The sequence below is a fragment of the Amycolatopsis sp. NPDC001319 genome (genome assembly GCF_042896185.1).
Lineage (GTDB): Bacteria > Actinomycetota > Actinomycetes > Mycobacteriales > Pseudonocardiaceae > Amycolatopsis.
Window position 1 is genome coordinate 312,946 of record NZ_JBIAWY010000008.1, and the last position, 17,518, is coordinate 330,463.

The window sequence follows — 17,518 nt, forward strand, 5'->3', positions numbered from 1 at the left end:
GCTCAGCCCGCGTGGAGGCGCGCTTCGGCGCGGGTGGGCTGGAAGAGCTCGACCGGGTTGGCGGACGGATCCTCGATCAGCACCTGCCGTCCGCCGACCCCGTCGACGACCGGGCCGCGGAACGCCACCCCGGCCGCGCGCAGCCGTGCGACCTCGGCGTCGAGGTCCTCGACCTGCAGCGCGAACCGGTTCCAGCCGCCCGGCTCGGGCACCCGCCCGTCCGGCAGGGCCTGGCCGCCGCCGGGCCCGCCTCCCGGCGCGCTGAGCAGCAGCCGCAGCTCACCGCGGTCGAGCATCGCGAAGGCCGGAGCGGGGTGCATCACCTCGGTGAACCCGAGGTGGTCGCGGTAGAACCCGATCGCGGCGTCGACGTCGTCCACGAAGTAGCGGACGCTGACTGTGGCCATGGCAGCCTCCCGAAGGACTCACGATACCTACGCCCGGCTGAAGCGCGCGCCCCATTCGTGTACGCGTTCCTGCAGTTCCGGTGGTGTCACCACGCGGAAGTCGGCGCCGGTGACGCCGAGGGCGAGCATGGGCCAGTCCAGGGAGTCGGCGGTCATCAGGACCCGGCATTGCCCACCGTCCAGCTCCTCGACCGTGGTCCACTGGCCGATGCGTTCGCGCACGGTGGTGGCCGGCGCGGCCACGACGACCTCCACCCGGTACGGCCGCGCGACGTTGTCGAGGCCGGCGCGGACGAACTCGGCGGCGTCGGCCGCGGGCAGCTCGCGCGGGCGGAACGGGGCGCCGGTGCCGCGGGGGTCGCTGAGGCGGTCGACCCGGAAGCTGCGCCAGTCGTGGCGGGTGAGGTCGTAGGCGACGAGGTACCAGCGGCGGCCCACCGGGACGAGGCGAAGCGGCTCGACGTGCCGGTCGGTCTGCCGGCCACCCGCAGCGGTGTAGGCGAACCGCAGCCGTTCGTTGTCGCGGCACGCCAGGGCGATGGCCGTGAGCACACCGGGGTCGACGCTGGGGCCGGGCGTGCCGTTCCAGCCGAGCGGCACGGTCATCGCGCGCAACGCGTCGACGCGCCGGCGCAGGCGGGCCGGCATCACCTGCACCACCTTCGCCAGCACGCGCAGCGACGACTCCGCGATGCCCTCGACCGAACCCTGCGCGGCCGCCTGCAGGCCCACCGCGAGCGCCACGGCCTCCTCGTCGTCGACGACCAGCGGCGGCAGCGTCGCGCCCGGCGCGAGCTGGTAGCCGCCGTCGACGCCGCGCTGCGCCTCGACGGGATACCCCAGCTCACGCAGCCGGTCGACGTCACGGCGCAGCGTGCGGATCGACACCTCCAGGCGACCGGCCAGCTCGTGGCCGGGCCAGTACCGGTGCGTCTGCAGCAACGACAGCAACCGCAGGGTTCGCGAGCTCGTGTTGGCCATGAATCCAGATTCTCTCCTATTGAGGTCACAAAGTGGCCGGAATGGGTTTTACCTTAGGTTTGGCCACAGACACCGATGAGAGGACGAAGCCGTGAACGAGACCCTGACGACCGCCGTGACCACGGGCGAGCGCGCCGACCTGCTGGCGATGCTGGGCAAGCACCGCCACTTCCTGCGGTTCACCACGCGCGACCTCACCGACGACCAGGCCCGCCGGCGGACCACGGCCAGCGAGCTCACCCTCGGCGGCCTCATCAAGCACGTGGCCTCGGTGGAACGCGGCTGGGCGGAGTTCATCGTGCAGGGCCCGTCGGCCATGCCGGACTTCTCGGAGATGACCGAAGCCGACTTCGCCGAGCGCGCCAACGACTTCACCCTGCTGCCGGGCGAGACGCTGGCCGGCGTGCTGGCCGCCTACGCCGATGTAGCCGCCAAGACCGACGAGCTCGTCGCCACGCTGCCCGACCTGGGCGCGACCCAGCCGCTGCCGAAGGCCCCCTGGTTCGAGGCGAACGCGAGCTGGTCGGCGCGGCGGGTGTTCATGCACATCATCGCCGAGACCGCCCAGCACTCCGGCCACGCCGACATCATCCGCGAGTCCCTGGACGGCGCGAAGAGCATGGGCTGAACCTCAGGCGCGCCGGTAGCGCATTTCGAAGTCGTGCTTCCAGTCTTCGCCCGGCATCGCCATTTCCCACGCGCCGTCGATGCGGGTGCGGTCTGCGCTGAAGGTGCCGGTGAAGCGCTGGCGGAAGTTCAGGGGTGAGAAGTCGGCGGTTTCGCGCAGCAGTGTCCAGACGCCGTCGCGGAAGGTCATCGCGTAGAGGCGGCTCACGCCGCGGGCGTCGTGGTAGTGCTGGGTGAACGTGCCGTCGTCGTGGGCGGCGATGACGGAGAAGCTGTCCGGGGCCTCGGGCACCGGGACTTCGGTGCGCTGCGTGAGGTAGCGGCCGTCCAGGATCGGCTCGAAGACGCACCGGGCGACGGGCGGGGGCTGGTCGGCGGGTGCGTGCGGGAACAGGACGCCGACTGTCCACTCGCCGAGGAACGGGGCCAGGTCGTCGATGCTCACGCGGTGCCTCCAGGGTCAGCCGGTGCGGTCACCGAAGGATTCCAGGAGCACGCGCAGGGCGTCGGCGAGGGCGGCCTGCGCGTGCGGGTCGAGGGCGTCGAGCACCCGGTGCTCCGTGTCGAGGTGGTCGGGCAGCGCGCGGTCGATCAGCGCCCGGCCTTCGACGGTGAGGGCGACGACGATGCCGCGGCCGTCGGTTTCGCTGCGGCTGCGGGCGATCAGGCCGCGGTCCTCGAGGCGGTCGAGCCGTTGCGTCACGGCGCCGGAGGTGACCATGGCCGTGCGCATCAGCTCGGTCGGAGTGAGGCGGTGGGGCGGGTCGCTGCGGCGCAGCGTGGCGAGCACGTCGAACGACGCCGCGTCGAGGCCGTGCTTGGCGAACGTGCGGGCCAGCTCGGTGTCGATCAGGCGCGACACCCGCTTCAGCCGGCCGATCACGGCCATCGGGGACACGTCGAGGTCCGGGCGCTGCGCAGCCCACTGCGCGAGCACGGAATCCACGTGGTCGGCCATGCCGTCAGCCTAATGGGTGGCTTAGCCGTGAGGTACGTCAGCGATCCGTCGAAGTTGTTTAGTGGTGAGCTACTTTGGCCAGGTGGCCGACTCCCGGACCAGCACCGACACGGTTCGCGGCTCTGCCGCGGGGATCCCGGGCCGTGAAAAAATCTTGGTGGCCGGTATCGTCCGCGCGGTGGCGGAGGCAGGGGCGCGGCGGCGCGGGCTGGCGGTGGTGCTGCTCGTGCTCGCGGTGGCCGCGACGGCGTGCGCGGCTTCGGACGCGGCGATCGGGCGGCTGGGCGAGGTCGTGCGCACGGCGTCGGGCCCGGTCCGCGGCACGGTGACACCGGATCACCGCGTGTTCCAAGGGATTCCGTACGCGGCGCCGCCGGTCGGCGAGCGCCGCTGGCAGCCGCCGGCCCCGCCCGCGTCGTGGACCGCCGAGCGCGACGCCACGGCCCCCGGCCCGCGTTGTCCTCAGGGCACCACGGCCGGCACGAGTGAAGACTGCCTGTACCTCAACGTCTGGACGCCGCCGGTTTCCACGGTGAAACGCCCGGTGCTCGTCTGGATCCACGGCGGCGCCTTCCTCGACGGCGGCGGCGACCGCTACGACGCCACCCGGCTGGCCGTGCGCGGCGGGGTGGTCGTCGTGACGATCAACTACCGCCTGGGAGCGCTGGGTTTCCTCGCCGACCCGGCCCTGGGCGCGCAGCCGGGCAACTACGGTTTCCTCGACCAGCAACAGGCCCTGCACTGGGTCCACGACAACATCGCGGCCTTCGGCGGCGACCCCGACGCCGTGACCATCGCCGGCGAGTCCGCGGGTGGCATGTCGGTGTGCGACCACCTCGTGGCCCCGGGTTCCCGCGGTCTCTTCCGCGCGGCGATCGTCCAAAGTGCTCCGTGCCAGGCCCAGGCCGGCCTTGCCGCGGCGGAAAAGTCCAGTGTGGACTATTCGACGGCCCGCGGTTGCGCCGACCGCGCGACGGCCGCCGCCTGCCTGCGTGCGCTTCCGGTGGCGAAGCTGGCCACCGCCCCCGTCTACTACTCGCTGGCCGGCATCGGGATCCCCGGCCCGGCCACCGGTGGCACGGTCCTGCCGGCCGACCCGGTCACGGCCGTCCAGCACGGCTCCGCCGCTCCCGTCCCGGTGCTCATGGGCACCACCCACGACGAGTTCACCTACTTCCTCGCCCAGCAGCTCGCGGCCGGCGCCCCGCCCATCACGCCGGCCGGCTACCCCGCCGCCCTGGCCCGCTACTTCCCCGACGCGACGGCCGTCGCGGCCGAATACCCACCGTCCTCCTTCGGCGGCAACGCCTCCCGCGCCTACGCGGCGGCCGTCACGGACTCGTCCTTCGCCTGCGTCGCCGACCAGCTGTCGCACTCCCTGCCGTCGGTCTGGCGCTACGACTTCACCGACGCCACGTCCCCGGCCGCCACCGGCGTCCCGGCCCCCTTCCCCCTCGGCGCGGCCCACACGTTCGAACTCCCGTACCTCTTCGACCTCGACGGCCACCCCGCCGCCCTCACCCCCGCGCAGAAGTCCCTGTCCGACCAGATGGTCGACGCCTGGGCGGCCTTCGTCCACGGCAGCCCCCTGCCGACGTGGCCGGCCGGCTCGGTCGTCACCCTCGCCGCCGACGGCCTCCACCCCGATCCCGCCTTCGCCACCGACCACCACTGCCCGTTCTGGCACGCGAACACCCCGTGACTCCCTGACGCATCTGCTCTGCGACGCGCGGGTGTTTTCGGTGTCGTTGCACGTTCGGCCCCCTGCCGCGCTCCTACTGTCGAACGGCTTGCGCAGGGGAGGGGGAGCGACAGCAGGATGACGGAGCAGACGCCCGTGCCGGACCGGCTCGGGGCCACCGGCGGCGAGTTCGGCGATGCACTGCGGCAGCCGGCCGGCCCCACGTCGGCGAACATCCTCCGCGCGGGGAGCGCGGACATCGTCGCGGCGGCGGCGAAGGGGGACCGGGAGGCGGTTCGACAAGTTCTGTCGGCCGCACGACACGTCGCGGTGCGGTATTGCCGGGCGCGGATCGGGCGGCAGGACGGCACCTTCGCGACCGCCGACAGTGCCGCGAACGAAGTCTGCGCGGCGGTGCTGCGGGCGTTGCCGTCGCAGATCGGTGCCGAGCGCTCGTTGCTCGGTTTGGTGTGTGCCCTCGCGCGGGGAGAAGTCGACCACGTCGGGCGCGAAACCCGGCAGGAGGCGCTCGACCCCATGCGGGTCCTGCCCGACCGGCAGCGTGAGATCCTCGTCCTTCGCGTCATCATCGGGCTGTCCGCCGAAGAGACCGCCGAGGCGCTGGGCCTCACCGCCGGCGCGGTCCGGGTGCAGCAGCACCGGGCGCTCGGCCGGTTGCGCAAGGCGCTCAACGCCGGCTGAGGCACCATGGCCCCATGACCGTCACCGCCGCCGAGCTCGGCCGGGCGCTGGAAAGCGTCGAGAGCACCCTCCGGCCCACCGTCACCCGGGACTGGACCGCCAGCGCCGGTGAGCTCGACTGGGACTGCCGCCAGACCGCGGAGCACGTCGGGGACGTCCTGATGTCCTACGCGGCCCAGGTGGTCAGCCTGCCGCAGGACCACTACGTGCGGTTCCTCGCCAAGGCCGACAAAGGGGCCACGCCACAAGAACTCCTGGAGTTCGCCCTCACCGGCGGCCGCCTGCTCCAAGCGGCCGTGAGCGCGAGCAAGGAGGACGCCCGCGCCTACCACCCGACCGGGAACGCCGATCCCGCCGGCTTCGCCGCCATGGGCTGCGCCGAGCTGCTGCTGCACGGCGAGGACCTGGCGACCGGCCTGGGCACCCGGCTCGACCCGCCGCGTGAGGTCTGCGCGAACGTCGTCGCGCGGCTGTTCCCCGGCGAGGCGCCGGCGTCCGATCCGTGGGACGGTCTCCGGTGGTGCGCGGGCCGCATCGCCTTGCCGGGCAGGTCACGGCGGGCGGAGTGGAAGTGGCGGGGTGCGCCGCCGGGGGAATGACCGTCCCGGAGTGTGAACGGTGGCTGCCTGTAACAAGGGGATCCGGTAGTCTCGACTACCGAGGTCGAGAGGCGCTGCAACGGACCACGTGAGTCCGCCACGCTCGGCCGGCTCCACCGTGAACCGAAGGGCGCCTCCGTGACTACGACGGAGGTGGCATGACCCAGCAGCTGCGAGACTTGCTCGACCAGCGCATTGCCGTGCTGGACGGCGCATGGGGCACGATGCTGCAGGGCGCCGGTCTGACGCCCGAGGACTACCGCGACGAGTGGCTCGAGGGACACCCCAAGGACGTCACCGGCGACCCGGACCTGCTGAACCTCACCCGGCCCGACGTGATCCTCGACGTCCACCGCCAGTACCTGGCCGCGGGCGCGGACATCACGACCACCAACACCTTCACGGCCACCAGCATCGGCCAGGCCGACTACGGCCTCCAGGACCACGTCCGCGAGATGAACCTGCGCGCGGCCGCCCTGGCGCGCCAGGCGGCCGACGAGTTCGGCGGCCGCTTCGTGGCCGGCTCGATCGGCCCGCTCAACGTCACGCTGTCCCTCTCGCCGCGCGTCGAGGACCCGGCGTTCCGCGCGGTGACGTTCGAGGAGGTCAAGGCCTCCTACGCCGAGCAGATCCAGGCGCTCGCCGACGGCGGCGTCGACCTGCTGCTCATCGAGACGATCTTCGACACCCTCAACGCCAAGGCCGCCATCACGGCCGCGCGCGAGGTCGCGCCGCACCTGCCGCTGTGGATCTCCGTGACGATCGTGGACCTGTCGGGCCGCACGCTCTCGGGCCAGACCGTCGAGGCGTTCTGGAGCTCCATCGCCCACGCGGAACCGCTGGTCGTCGGCGTGAACTGTTCGCTCGGTGCCGCCGAGATGCGCCCGCACGTCGAAGAGCTGGCGAAGATCGCGGGCACCTACACCGCGTGCCACCCCAACGCCGGCCTGCCCAACGCGTTCGGCGGCTACGACCAGACGCCCGACGAGACCGGCGGCATGCTCGGCGAGTTCGCGGGCGAGGGCATGGTCAACATCGTCGGCGGCTGCTGCGGCACCACGCCCGCGCACATCGCGAAGATCGCCGAAGCCGTGCAGGGCCTGGCACCGCGCGAGGTGCCCGAGCCGGCGCACCGCTCGCGCTTCAGCGGGCTGGAGCCGTTCACGATCGGCGAGGACACCGGTTTCGTGATGATCGGCGAGCGCACCAACGTCACCGGATCCGCGAAGTTCCGCCGCCTCATCGAGGGCGACAACCACCAGGCCGCGGTCGACGTCGCGCTGGAGCAGGTGCGCGGCGGCGCCAACCTGCTCGACGTGAACATGGACGCCGACCTGCTCGAGTCCGAGCAGGCGATGACCACGTTCCTCAACCTCATCGCCACCGAGCCCGAGGTCGCGCGCATCCCGGTGATGATCGACAGCTCGCGCTGGAGCGTGCTCGAAGCCGGCCTGCGGTGCGTGCAGGGCAAGGGCGTGGTCAACTCCATCAGCCTCAAGGAGGGCGAGGGCCCGTTCCTGGAACAGGCCCGCCGCATCCGCGACTACGGCGCCGGGGTCGTGGTGATGGCCTTCGACGAGAAGGGCCAGGCCGACACCGCGCAGCGCAAGGTGGACATCTGCGCCCGCGCCTACGACCTGCTCACGCAGCAGGCCGGGTTCGCGGGCGAGGACATCATCTTCGACCCCAACGTGCTGGCCGTCGCCACCGGCATCAGTGAGCACAACGGCTACGCCAAGGCCTTCATCGAGGCCCTGCCGCAGATCAAGGAACGCTGCCCCGGCGCGCACACGTCCGGCGGCATCTCGAACCTGTCGTTCTCCTTCCGCGGCAACGACGTGGTGCGTGAGGCGATGCACTCGGCGTTCCTGTTCCACGCCGTGCGCGCGGGGCTCGACATGGGCATCGTCAACGCGGGCCAGCTCGCCGTCTACGAGGACATCCCGAAGGACCTGCTGGAGCTCGTCGAGGACGTGCTCTTCGACCGGCGCGAGGACGCGACCGACCGGCTCGTCGAGTTCGCCGACACGGTGAAGGGCAGCGGCACCAAGCGTGTCGTGGACCTGTCGTGGCGCGAAGGCCCGGTCACCGAACGGCTCTCGCACGCGCTCGTGCACGGCATCGTCGACTTCATCGAGGCCGACACCGAAGAGGCGCGTCAGCAGTTCGACCGGCCGCTCGAGGTGATCGAGGGCCCGCTGATGGACGGCATGAAGATCGTCGGCGACCTGTTCGGCTCCGGCAAGATGTTCCTGCCGCAGGTCGTGAAGAGCGCCCGCGTGATGAAGCGGTCCGTGGCCTACCTCGAGCCGTACATGGAGGCGGAGAAGGAGAAGATGCGCCTCGAAGGCCGCATCGACACCTCCCGCGGCCAGGGCAAGGTCGTGCTCGCCACGGTGAAGGGCGACGTGCACGACATCGGCAAGAACATCGTCGGCGTGGTGCTGGGCTGCAACAACTACGAGGTGATCGACCTCGGCGTGATGGTCCCGGCCGCGCAGATCCTGGACACGGCGGTGGCCGAGAGCGCCGACGTGATCGGGCTTTCCGGGCTGATCACGCCCTCGCTCGACGAGATGGTCAGCGTGGCCACGGAAATGCAGCGCCGCGGCTTGAAGCTGCCGCTGCTCATCGGCGGCGCCACCACCTCGAAGCAGCACACGGCGGTGAAGATCGCGCCGGTCTACGACCACACCACCGTGCACGTGCTCGACGCGTCGCGCGTGGTGGGCGTGGTGTCCGACCTGCTCGACACCGACCGTTCCGACGTGCTCGACGCCGCCAACCGCGCCGAGCAGCAGCGCCTGCGCGAGCAGCACGAGAACCGCCACGCGACGCCGTTGCTCACCGTCGAGCAGGCCCGCGCGAACCGCGAGGAGGTGTCGTTCGACGACGTGCCCGTGCCGGAGTTCACCGGCGTGCGCGTGGTCGAGCCGACGATCGCCGAGCTGCGCGAGATGGTCGACTGGCAGTTCCTGTTCCTGGCCTGGGAGCTCAAGGGCAAGTACCCGGCGATCCTGGAGCAGCCCGTCGCGCGCGAGCTCTTCGACGACGCGACCGCGCTGCTCGACGAGATCATCGCCAACGGCTCTTTCACCGCCCGCGGCGCGTACGGCTACTGGCCCGCCCACGCCGAGGGCGACGACATCCTGCTGGACGGCGAGTACGCCGGCCGCGGCTTCCCCATGCTGCGCCAGCAGACGAAGAAGCCCGAAGGCCGCGCCAACCGCTGCCTGGCCGACTACCTCGCGCCTTCCGGCGACCACCTCGGCGGCTTCGCCGTGGCCATCCACGGCGCCGAGGAGCTGGCCCACCACTACGAAGCCGAGCACGACGATTACCGCGCCATCATGGTCAAGGCCCTGGCCGACCGCCTGGCCGAGGCGTTCGCCGAGTACATCCACCTGGAGGCCCGCCGCCGCTGGTTCGAGCCCGACGCGCAGCCGAAGCTGGAAGACCTGCACGCCGAACGCTTCCGCGGCATCCGCCCGGCGCTGGGCTACCCCGCGAGCCCCGACCACAGCGAGAAGAAGGACCTCTTCGACCTGCTCGGCGCCCGCGAGCTCGGCATCGGCCTCACCGAGTCCTACGCGATGACCCCGGCCGCCGCCGTCAGCGGCCTGATCTTCGCGCACCCCGAGTCCCGCTACTTCACCGTCGGACGCCTCGGCCGCGACCAGGTCGAGGACTACGCGCGCCGGCGCGGCCTGGACCTCGACGAGGTCGAGCGGTGGCTGCGGCCGAACCTCGCGTACTGACCCGGAACCACGGCCGGCGCGGGGTGCCCCGCGTCGGCCGTGTCCGGTTCCGGTAGTCCGAACGGGCGCGAACGGGACGAAACAACCTGGCGCAGCGCCCGGAAAGGCAGCCCGGACCTGCGCAAAGGCGGTGCTGCGGTTACCTTTTCCCCGTGCGTGGATTGAGTGCGGTGAGGTTCGGGGCGGTGGCGCTCCTCGTGGTGGTCGCGGCGGGCGCGGTGGTGTCGGCGGCCGGCAACGCGTGGTGGTGGTTCCTCGCCGGGCCGCTGCTGGTGCCGGCGGTGGTCGGGGTGTACGACTTGGTGCAGCGCAAGCATTCGGTGCTGCGCAACTACCCCGTGCTCGGCCACGCGCGGTTCCTGCTGGAGGCGATCCGTCCGGAGCTGCAGCAGTACTTCATCGAGCGCAACTTCGACGGGCGCCCGTACGACCGCGACGTGCGCAACATCGTCTACCAGCGCGCGAAGGGCACCGTCGCGGAGGAACCGTTCGGCACCGAGCGCGACGTGTACGCCGACGGCTACGAGTTCCTCGTGCCCTCCATGGCGCCGGTCAAGCAGGTCGAGACGCCGCCGCGCGTGCGGATCGGCGGGCCGGACTGCACGAAGCCGTACGACATGGCGTTGCTGAACGTGTCGGCGATGAGTTTCGGCAGCCTTTCCGCCAACGCGATCCTCGCGCTCAGCAAGGGCGCCGCGCTCGGCGGGTTCGCGCACGACACGGGCGAGGGCGGCCTGTCGGAGTACCACCTGCGCGGCGGGGGAGACCTGATCTGGGAGGTCGGCACCGGCTACTTCGGCTGCCGCACCTCCGACGGCGACTTCGACCCGGCCGTGTTCGCCGACAAAGCGCAGCACGACAACGTGAAGTGCGTGTCGCTCAAGCTTTCCCAGGGTGCGAAGCCCGGGATCGGCGGCGTGCTGCCGGGGTCGAAGGTCAACGCCGAGATCGCCCGGGTGCGTGAGGTGCCGATCGGGCAGACCGTGATTTCCCCGCCGTACCACCGCGTTTTCTCCACGCCGCGCGAGCTGGTGCACTTCGTCGCGCGCATGCGTGAGCTCTCGGGCGGCAAGCCCACCGGTTTCAAGCTGTGCGTGGGCTCGCGGCGGCAGGTGCTGGCGCTGTGCAAGGCGATGGCGGACGAGAACGTCACGCCCGACTTCATCGTCGTCGACGGTTCCGAGGGCGGCACCGGCGCCGCGCCGCTGGAGTTCGCCGACCACCTCGGCACGCCGCTGACCGAAGGCCTCATCACCGTCCACAACGCACTCGTCGGCACCGGCCTGCGCGACCGCATCCGCTTGGGCGCCAGCGGAAAGGTCGCCACGGGCGCCGACCTCGTGAAGCGGCTGATCCAAGGCGCCGACTACACCAACGCCGCGCGGGCGATGATGTTCGCCGTCGGGTGCATCCAGTCGCAGCGCTGCCACACCAACAAGTGCCCGGTCGGCGTCGCGACGCAGGACCCGCGGCGCGGGCGCGCGCTCGACGTCGGGGACAAGTCGCAGCGGGTGCAGCGCTACCAGCACTCGACCGTCGCCGGGGCGCTGCAGATCATGGCCGCGATGGGCGTGTCCGACCCGGCCGACCTCGCGCCGCACCAGCTGCGCCGCCGCCTCGACCCGCACGTGGTGCGCTCCTACGCCGAGCTGTACGAGTGGCTGGAGCCGGGGCAGCTGCTCGCCGAGCCGCCCGAGGAGTGGGCCGTCGACTGGAAGGCCGCGGACCCCGACCGGTTCACCGTGTAGCGGGACACTCCGGCATGTCCGGCATAGGCCGCACGATGCCGCCGGGCTAGGGTGGGCGGAGGTTGAAAAGGCAGCCTTCGAGCCCCGGTGTGGATTCGTCCGCGCCAGGGCTCTCGTTCGTGTCGCCGTGACCCCGTGGGCGGGGCGGGGTCGGAGTCGGCGCGTTTCCCGAAAGGCTGAGTGTTCTGTCTGACACAGTGGAGCGGGACGCCTCGCCGGTCGTCCCCAGAGCCGATCCGGCCGCGCCGGGTTCGCGGTTGCGTGTGCTCCTGATCGAAGACGACGACGGCGACGCCCTGATCGTCGAGGAGATGCTGGCCGACGCGTCGGTGCCGGCCACCCTCGCCCGGGCGCGCACGCTCGCCGAGGCGCTCAAGGGCCCGGTCGTGGCCGACTGCATCCTGCTCGACCTCCAGCTCCCCGACGCCATGGGCCTCACCGGGCTCACGCGGCTGCGCCAGCACGCGCCCGGCACCGCCGTGGTGGTGCTGACCGGGCAGAACGACGAGACCACCGGGGTCGCCGCCGTCGCGGCGGGCGCCCAGGACTACCTCGGCAAGAACCAGGTCGACGGCCCGCTGCTGGGCAAGGCGCTGCGCTACGCGTGGGAACGCAAGCGCACCGAGCAGGTGGAGCAGCAGCTGCTGCAGCAACAGCTGCTGGCCAGCGAGAACTCGCGCCTGGAACGCGGCCTGCTGCCCACCCCGCTGCTCGCCGACCCGCACCTGGAGCTGGCGTCGAAGTACCGCCCGGGCCGCAACGGCTCCCTGCTGGGCGGCGACTTCTACGACGCCGTGGAGCTCACCGACGGCACGGTGCACCTGGTGATCGGCGACGTCTGCGGCCACGGCCCGGACGAGGCCGCCCTCGGCGTCGCGCTGCGCATCGCGTGGCGCGCCCTGGTGCTCGCCGGCATGCCGATGGCCGACGTGCTCGCGACGGTCGAGCGCGTCCTCGTGCACGAGCGGATCCGCCCGCTGTTCGCGACGCTGTGCACGGTCGTCGTCGCCCCCGACCGCCGGTCGGCGCGGATGAGCCTCGCCGGCCACCCGCCCCCGCTGCTGATCAGCCGCGACGGCACCGGCCGCCTGCTGCCCGGCGACAAGCTGGGCGTGCCGCTCGGCGTCGTCCCGGACGCGCGCTGGGACCCGCTGGACGTCGCCCTCGAGCCCGGCTGGTCGCTCGTGCTCTACACCGACGGCATCTTCGAAGGCCGCGTCGGCGGTGGCGCGGAGCGCCTCGGCCACGAGGAGATGGCGCGCCTGCTCGTCGCGCTCCTGCGCGAGGCCGGCCCGGACACCGATCACGGCGTGGTGCTCGACCGGCTCATCACCCGCGTCGAGGAGCTCAACGCCGGACCGCTCGACGACGACGTCGCCCTCACCATGCTCACGCACCTGGCCGAGGAGCAGCGATGAGCGGCTCCGGGCGGGCGCAACCGCACTGGCCGATCCGCCGGTGGGTCTCGGTGGTCGGGGTCGTCGAGGCGGTGCTCCTGCTGGCGGCCGTCGCGGGCGGAGTCCTCGCGGTGGGCAACCTCAACGACGCGCGCAGCCGCCTGCTCGACCAGAGCGGCCCGCAGCTGCTGCAGGCCAACGCGCTTTCGCAGGCACTGCTCAACCAGGAGACCGGCGTCCGCGGGTTCCTGCTCACCGGCCAGCGCTCGTTCCTCGACCCCTACCTGGCCGGCCGCTCGCAGCAGGACGCCGCCGTGAGCGAGCTGCGCCGCCTCGGCGCCCTGCCCGGTACCCAGGTCGGCGACGACCTCGAATCCGTGCTGCGTGCCGCTCGCGCGTGGCAGGCGGCGGTCACCACACCGACGGCTCCCGGCGCGCCGCCGCCCGGTGTCGGCGCGGCCGACACCGGCAAGGCGTTGTTCGACCGGGTCCGGGCCACCCTCGACACGCTCTCCGCGCACGTGTCCGCCGCGCGCGACGTCGGCCGGGCCGACCTCAACGGTGCCGCCACGCAGCTCACCGTGCTGCTGCTCGTGATCGCCGGGCTCGTGGTGATCCTGTTCGTGCTGCTGTGGATCTGGCTGCGCCGGGTGATCACGGTGCCGATCATGCGGCTGGCCGCCGAGGTCCGCGCGGTGTCCGACGCCGACGACATCCACCGGCCCGTGCGCGGCAGCGGCCCGCGGGAGCTCGTGGAGCTCGGCGCCGACGTCGACGCGATGCGCCTGCGGATCGTCGGCGAGGTCAGCGAGCTGGAGCACGCGCACGAGCTGCTCGACACCCGCACGCAGGAGCTCGAACGGTCCAATTCGGACCTCGAGCAGTTCGCCTACGTCGCCTCGCACGACCTGCAGGAGCCGCTGCGCAAGGTGGCGAGCTTCTGCCAGCTGCTCGAACGCCGCTACAAGGGCCAGCTCGACGAACGCGGCGAGCAGTACATCGCCTTCGCCGTCGACGGCGCGAAGCGCATGCAGAACCTCATCAACGACCTGCTGTCCTTCTCCCGCGTGGGCCGCCGCGCGGGGGAGATGACCGTGGTGGACACCGGGAAGCTGCTCGACGACGCGCTCGGCAACCTCGAGCCCGTGATCGAGGAGACCGGCGCGCGGATCGAGCGCGGCGAGCTGCCCGAGGTGCGGGGCGAGGGGCCGTTGCTCACCGCCGTGCTGCAGAACCTGGTCAACAACGCGCTGAAGTTCCACGGCGAAGCCCCGCCCGTCGTCCGCGTGAGCGCGGAACGCGAGGGCGAGGAGTGGCTGTTCTCCGTGTCGGACAACGGGATCGGCATCGAGGCGCAGTACGCCGAGCGGATCTTCGTGATCTTCCAGCGGCTGCACAGCAAGTCGGCCTACGGTGGGACCGGGATCGGGCTCGCGATGTGCCGCAAGATCGTGGAGTTCCACGGCGGGCGCATCTGGCTCGACACCGACGTGACCGAAGGCAGCCGCTTCCGCTTCACCCTGCCCGTGCTCGAAGCCGCGCCCCAGCCCGCGGCGGACACCGGGCACACCGAGCCCCTGATCGAGACCCGGACCGGGAACGAGGACGCATGACCGAAACCATGGCCCCCATCGACATCCTGCTCGTCGAGGACGACCCCGGCGACGTGCTGATGACGCAGGAGGCGTTCGAGCACCACAAGATCCGCAACGCGCTCTACGTGGTGGCCGACGGGGTCGAGGCGCTGCAGTTCCTGCGCCGCGAGGACCAGTACGCCGACGCGCCGCGCCCGGGCCTGATCCTGCTGGACCTCAACCTGCCCCGGAAAGACGGGCGCGAGGTGCTCGCCGAGGTCAAGGCGACGCCGGAGCTGCGCAGCATCCCGGTCGTGGTGCTGACGACATCGGAGGCGGAGGAGGACATCCTGCGCAGCTACGACCTGCACGCCAACGCGTACGTGACCAAGCCCGTGGACTTCGACCGGTTCGTGGAGGTCGTGCGCCAGATCGACGATTTCTTCGTCACCGTCGTGAAGCTGCCGCGCTGAGCACCGGCAGTGGCGCGCTCGGCGGCGATCCTGCACGATGGGATCTCGTGACGTCTTCTCCCCGGGATGTGCCCGAATCCGGCGACCTGCTGGTCACGGTGCGGTGGCACGAGCGGGCCGCCGTGGTGACCGTCGCGGGCGAGATCGACCTCGTCACCGCGCCCGAGCTCGACGAGATCGTGACCGGGGTGGTCGACGAGCGTCCCGAGGCGCTCGTGGTCGACCTGCGCCAGGTCACCTTCCTCAGCTCGGCCGGCCTGCAGGTGCTGGCCGCGGCGCACCAGCGGCTGGGGGAGCGGGGGCTGCGCGTGGTCTCGACGTCGCACGTCACGACGCGGCCGCTCACCAGCACCGGGCTCGACACGTGGATCGGCCTGTTCACCACCGTCGACGAGGCGCTCGCTTCGGGAACGGAGGCGTGAGCGTGGCCCTGCCCGAAGACAGCCCGCGCGTGGACACGCGGCCGGGTCAGACCCCGCTCAGCTGCCGCGACGTCGTGGCCGAGCCGGGTGCGCTGCGCGCGCTGCGCCACCGGCTCACGGCGTGGGTGCGTGCGGCGGGCGTGCCCGAGGAACGGGCGCAGGACATCGTGCTCGCCAGTTACGAAGCGCTGGCCAACGTCGCCGACCACGCGTACGGCGGCGACGGGCGGGGGCTGCTCGACCTCGAAGCCGTGGTGCGGGCGGACCGGGTCGAGGTCGTGATCACCGACCACGGGCACTGGCGCGCGCCGGTCGACGACCCGAATCCCGTGTCGCTGCGCGGCCGCGGGCTTCTGCTGCTGCGCGCGAGCGCCGACCACGCCGACATCACGCCCGGTGTCGACGGCACCGTGGTCACCCTCGCGTGGAACCTCGCCCCGGCCCGGTCGGCCTGACGGCTCAGGGGTTGACCGGCTGCGGTTCGGCGGGCCGCCCGGCCGCCCGCCGGCGCAGGAGGAACCGTTGCACCTTGCCGCTGGGGTTGCGCGGCAGTTCGCTCACGAACTCCACCCGGCGCGGGTACTTGTACGGCGCCGCAACGGATTTCGCGAAGTCCTGCAGCTGCTTGACCATCGCGGCGCCGCTGTCCGCGCCTTCGCGCAACACCACGTACGCCGCCACGATCGACCCGCGCGCCTCGTCCGGCGCGGCGACCACGGCGCACTCCAGCACGTCGGGGTGGGCCATGAGGACTTCCTCGACCTCGGGGCCCGCGATGTTGTACCCCGACGACACGATCATGTCGTCGCTGCGGGCGCGGTACTGGAAGTAGCCGTCGGCGTCGCGTACATACGTGTCGCCGGTGAGGTTCCAGCCGTCCTCCACGAACACGGTCTGGCGGTCGTCGGCGAGGTAGCGGCAGCCCGTGGGGCCCTGAACGGCGAGCCGGCCGGGCGTGCCGTCGGGCACCGGGCGGCCCTCGTCGTCCACGATGCGCGCGCGGAACCCCGGCACGACCCGGCCGGTGGAGCCCGGGCGGGTTTCCTCGTCGGCGGCGGAGATGAACACGTGCAGCATTTCCGTGCTGCCGATGCCGTCGATGAGCCAGCGGCCGGTGGCCTCGTGGAAGTCGACGGCCACGCTCTCCGGCAGCGCCTCGCCCGCCGAGACCGCGCGGCGCAGCGCCGACAGCGAGGCTCTTCGGTCGGAGGCGAGGATCGCGCGGTAGGCCGTGGGCGCGGTGAACAGCACCGTGACGCCGTGGGCCGTCGCGAGGTCGGCCAGCTCCGCCGGGGTCGCGCGTTCGACCAGCAGCGTGGCCGCGCCCGCGTGCAGCGGGAAAACGAGCAGCCCGCCGAGGCCGAACGTGAACGCGAGCGGCGGCGTGCCCGTGAACAGGTCGGTCGGCTCGGGCTTCACGAGGTGGCGCGAGAACGTGTCCGCGATGGCGATGAGGTCGCGGTGGAAGTGCATGGTGGCCTTGGGCCGCCCGGTGGTGCCGGAGGTGAAGGCCAGGATCGCGACGTCGTCGGCGGCCGTCTCGACGTCGGCGAACGTCGGGGGCCGCGTCGCGCAGCGGGCCGCCAGGTCGTCGGGGGAGTCGCCGCCGAAGGCGAGCAGCGGCAGGGCGAACGGCAGCAGGTCCTCGGTGTAGCGGTGGTCGGCGAGAGCCAGGACAGGGGAGGACGCGTCGACGATCTTGGTCAGCTCGTGCGTGCGCAGCATCGGCATCGTGGTCACGGCGACCGCGCCGGCCTTGAGCACGCCGAGCCAGCACGCGGCGAGCCACGGTGTGTTCGGTCCGCGCAGCAGCACACGGTTGCCCGGCACCACGCCGAGGCTCACCAGCGTGCCCGCGATCTGGTTGGCGCGCGCGAGGAGTTCGCCGTAGGTCCAGCTGCCCGTCGGCGAGAGCACCGCGGGCCGGTCGGGGCCCCACTGCGCGACCGCTCCGTCGAGCAGGCGGGTTGCGGCGTTGAGCCGATCGGGGTAGTGCAGTTCGGGAAGCTCGAAGAGCAGGTGCGGCCACTGGTCGAAGGGAGGCAAGTTGTCCCGGCAGAACGTATCCGAGTGGGCACTGGGCGTGAGCTGCACGGCTGACCTCATTTCCCGTGGCGGCCGTCAAGAGAACGCCACTGTAATACAATTTACGATCGTCAGGAAGACGCTAGAGCGGCCGAAGGGGGCCGGG

Annotated in this window: 16 protein-coding genes; 11 read left to right on the forward strand and 5 right to left on the reverse strand. The window is 72.0% G+C overall.

Going from position 1 to position 17,518, the window contains the following annotated elements; all coding sequences use genetic code 11:
- Positions 1-2 precede the first annotated feature (2 nt).
- Both ACFY1H_RS30235 and ACFY1H_RS30240 read right to left on the reverse strand, forming a co-directional pair.
- Entirely contained in the window at positions 3-407 is a 405-nt protein-coding gene (locus ACFY1H_RS30235) for a VOC family protein (protein ID WP_386951879.1), read from the reverse strand.
- 27 nt (positions 408-434) lie between these two features.
- Positions 435-1,388, reverse strand: coding sequence for a YafY family protein (locus ACFY1H_RS30240; RefSeq protein ID WP_366586340.1), 954 nt, complete (start codon positions 1,386-1,388; stop codon positions 435-437).
- A 148-nt stretch (positions 1,389-1,536) separates the two neighbouring features.
- Between ACFY1H_RS30240 and ACFY1H_RS30245 the strand changes: the two genes are divergently transcribed.
- Entirely contained in the window at positions 1,537-2,016 is a 480-nt protein-coding gene (locus ACFY1H_RS30245; RefSeq protein ID WP_366586508.1) for a DinB family protein, read from the forward strand.
- A gap of 3 nt (positions 2,017-2,019) precedes the next feature.
- On the opposite strand, the gene ACFY1H_RS30250 is transcribed toward ACFY1H_RS30245, so the two are convergent.
- Both ACFY1H_RS30250 and ACFY1H_RS30255 read right to left on the reverse strand, forming a co-directional pair.
- Positions 2,020-2,460 carry a hypothetical protein gene (locus ACFY1H_RS30250; protein WP_366586337.1) on the reverse strand — a complete coding sequence of 147 codons (441 nt, stop codon included), beginning with the start codon at positions 2,458-2,460 and terminating at the stop codon, positions 2,020-2,022.
- Between the two features lie 15 nt (positions 2,461-2,475).
- A complete protein-coding gene (locus ACFY1H_RS30255; protein WP_366586334.1) occupies positions 2,476-2,973 on the reverse strand; it encodes a MarR family transcriptional regulator in 498 nt (165 codons plus the stop codon).
- Between the two features lie 178 nt (positions 2,974-3,151).
- Between ACFY1H_RS30255 and ACFY1H_RS30260 the strand changes: the two genes are divergently transcribed.
- The 10 genes from ACFY1H_RS30260 (at position 3,152) to ACFY1H_RS30305 (ending at position 15,782) form a co-directional block, all read left to right on the forward strand.
- On the forward strand, positions 3,152-4,675 hold the full coding sequence (locus ACFY1H_RS30260) for a carboxylesterase family protein (RefSeq protein WP_366586331.1): 1,524 nt from the start codon (positions 3,152-3,154) through the stop codon (positions 4,673-4,675).
- 117 nt (positions 4,676-4,792) lie between these two features.
- On the forward strand, positions 4,793-5,356 hold the full coding sequence (locus ACFY1H_RS30265) for a sigma factor-like helix-turn-helix DNA-binding protein (protein WP_366586329.1): 564 nt from the start codon (positions 4,793-4,795) through the stop codon (positions 5,354-5,356).
- A 14-nt stretch (positions 5,357-5,370) separates the two neighbouring features.
- Positions 5,371-5,955: a hypothetical protein gene (locus ACFY1H_RS30270; RefSeq protein ID WP_386951886.1), complete on the forward strand. Its 585-nt coding sequence runs from the start codon at positions 5,371-5,373 to the stop codon at positions 5,953-5,955.
- Positions 5,956-6,113: 158 nt separating this feature from the next.
- Positions 6,114-9,713, forward strand: a complete 3,600-nt coding sequence (gene metH / locus ACFY1H_RS30275) for a methionine synthase (protein WP_366586325.1) — start codon at positions 6,114-6,116, stop codon at positions 9,711-9,713.
- A 185-nt stretch (positions 9,714-9,898) separates the two neighbouring features.
- Positions 9,899-11,461, forward strand: coding sequence for an FMN-binding glutamate synthase family protein (locus ACFY1H_RS30280; protein WP_386951889.1), 1,563 nt, complete (start codon positions 9,899-9,901; stop codon positions 11,459-11,461).
- 257 nt (positions 11,462-11,718) lie between these two features.
- The gene (locus ACFY1H_RS30285) at positions 11,719-12,879 is read left to right on the forward strand and encodes a PP2C family protein-serine/threonine phosphatase (protein WP_386951892.1); all 1,161 of its coding nucleotides are present in this window, start codon (positions 11,719-11,721) and stop codon (positions 12,877-12,879) included.
- A complete protein-coding gene (locus ACFY1H_RS30290; RefSeq protein WP_366586317.1) occupies positions 12,876-14,471 on the forward strand; it encodes an ATP-binding protein in 1,596 nt (531 codons plus the stop codon). Before ACFY1H_RS30285 ends, ACFY1H_RS30290 begins: the two co-directional genes overlap by 4 nt.
- Entirely contained in the window at positions 14,468-14,905 is a 438-nt protein-coding gene (locus tag ACFY1H_RS30295; protein ID WP_285968600.1) for a response regulator, read from the forward strand. Before ACFY1H_RS30290 ends, ACFY1H_RS30295 begins: the two co-directional genes overlap by 4 nt.
- A 47-nt stretch (positions 14,906-14,952) precedes the next feature.
- Positions 14,953-15,327 carry an STAS domain-containing protein gene (locus ACFY1H_RS30300; RefSeq protein ID WP_386951896.1) on the forward strand — a complete coding sequence of 125 codons (375 nt, stop codon included), beginning with the start codon at positions 14,953-14,955 and terminating at the stop codon, positions 15,325-15,327.
- 2 nt (positions 15,328-15,329) lie between these two features.
- Positions 15,330-15,782 carry an ATP-binding protein gene (locus ACFY1H_RS30305; RefSeq protein WP_386951899.1) on the forward strand — a complete coding sequence of 151 codons (453 nt, stop codon included), beginning with the start codon at positions 15,330-15,332 and terminating at the stop codon, positions 15,780-15,782.
- Between the two features lie 4 nt (positions 15,783-15,786).
- On the opposite strand, the gene ACFY1H_RS30310 is transcribed toward ACFY1H_RS30305, so the two are convergent.
- A complete protein-coding gene (locus ACFY1H_RS30310) occupies positions 15,787-17,421 on the reverse strand; it encodes an AMP-binding protein (RefSeq protein ID WP_386951902.1) in 1,635 nt (544 codons plus the stop codon).
- Between the last annotated feature and the right edge of the window lie 97 nt (positions 17,422-17,518).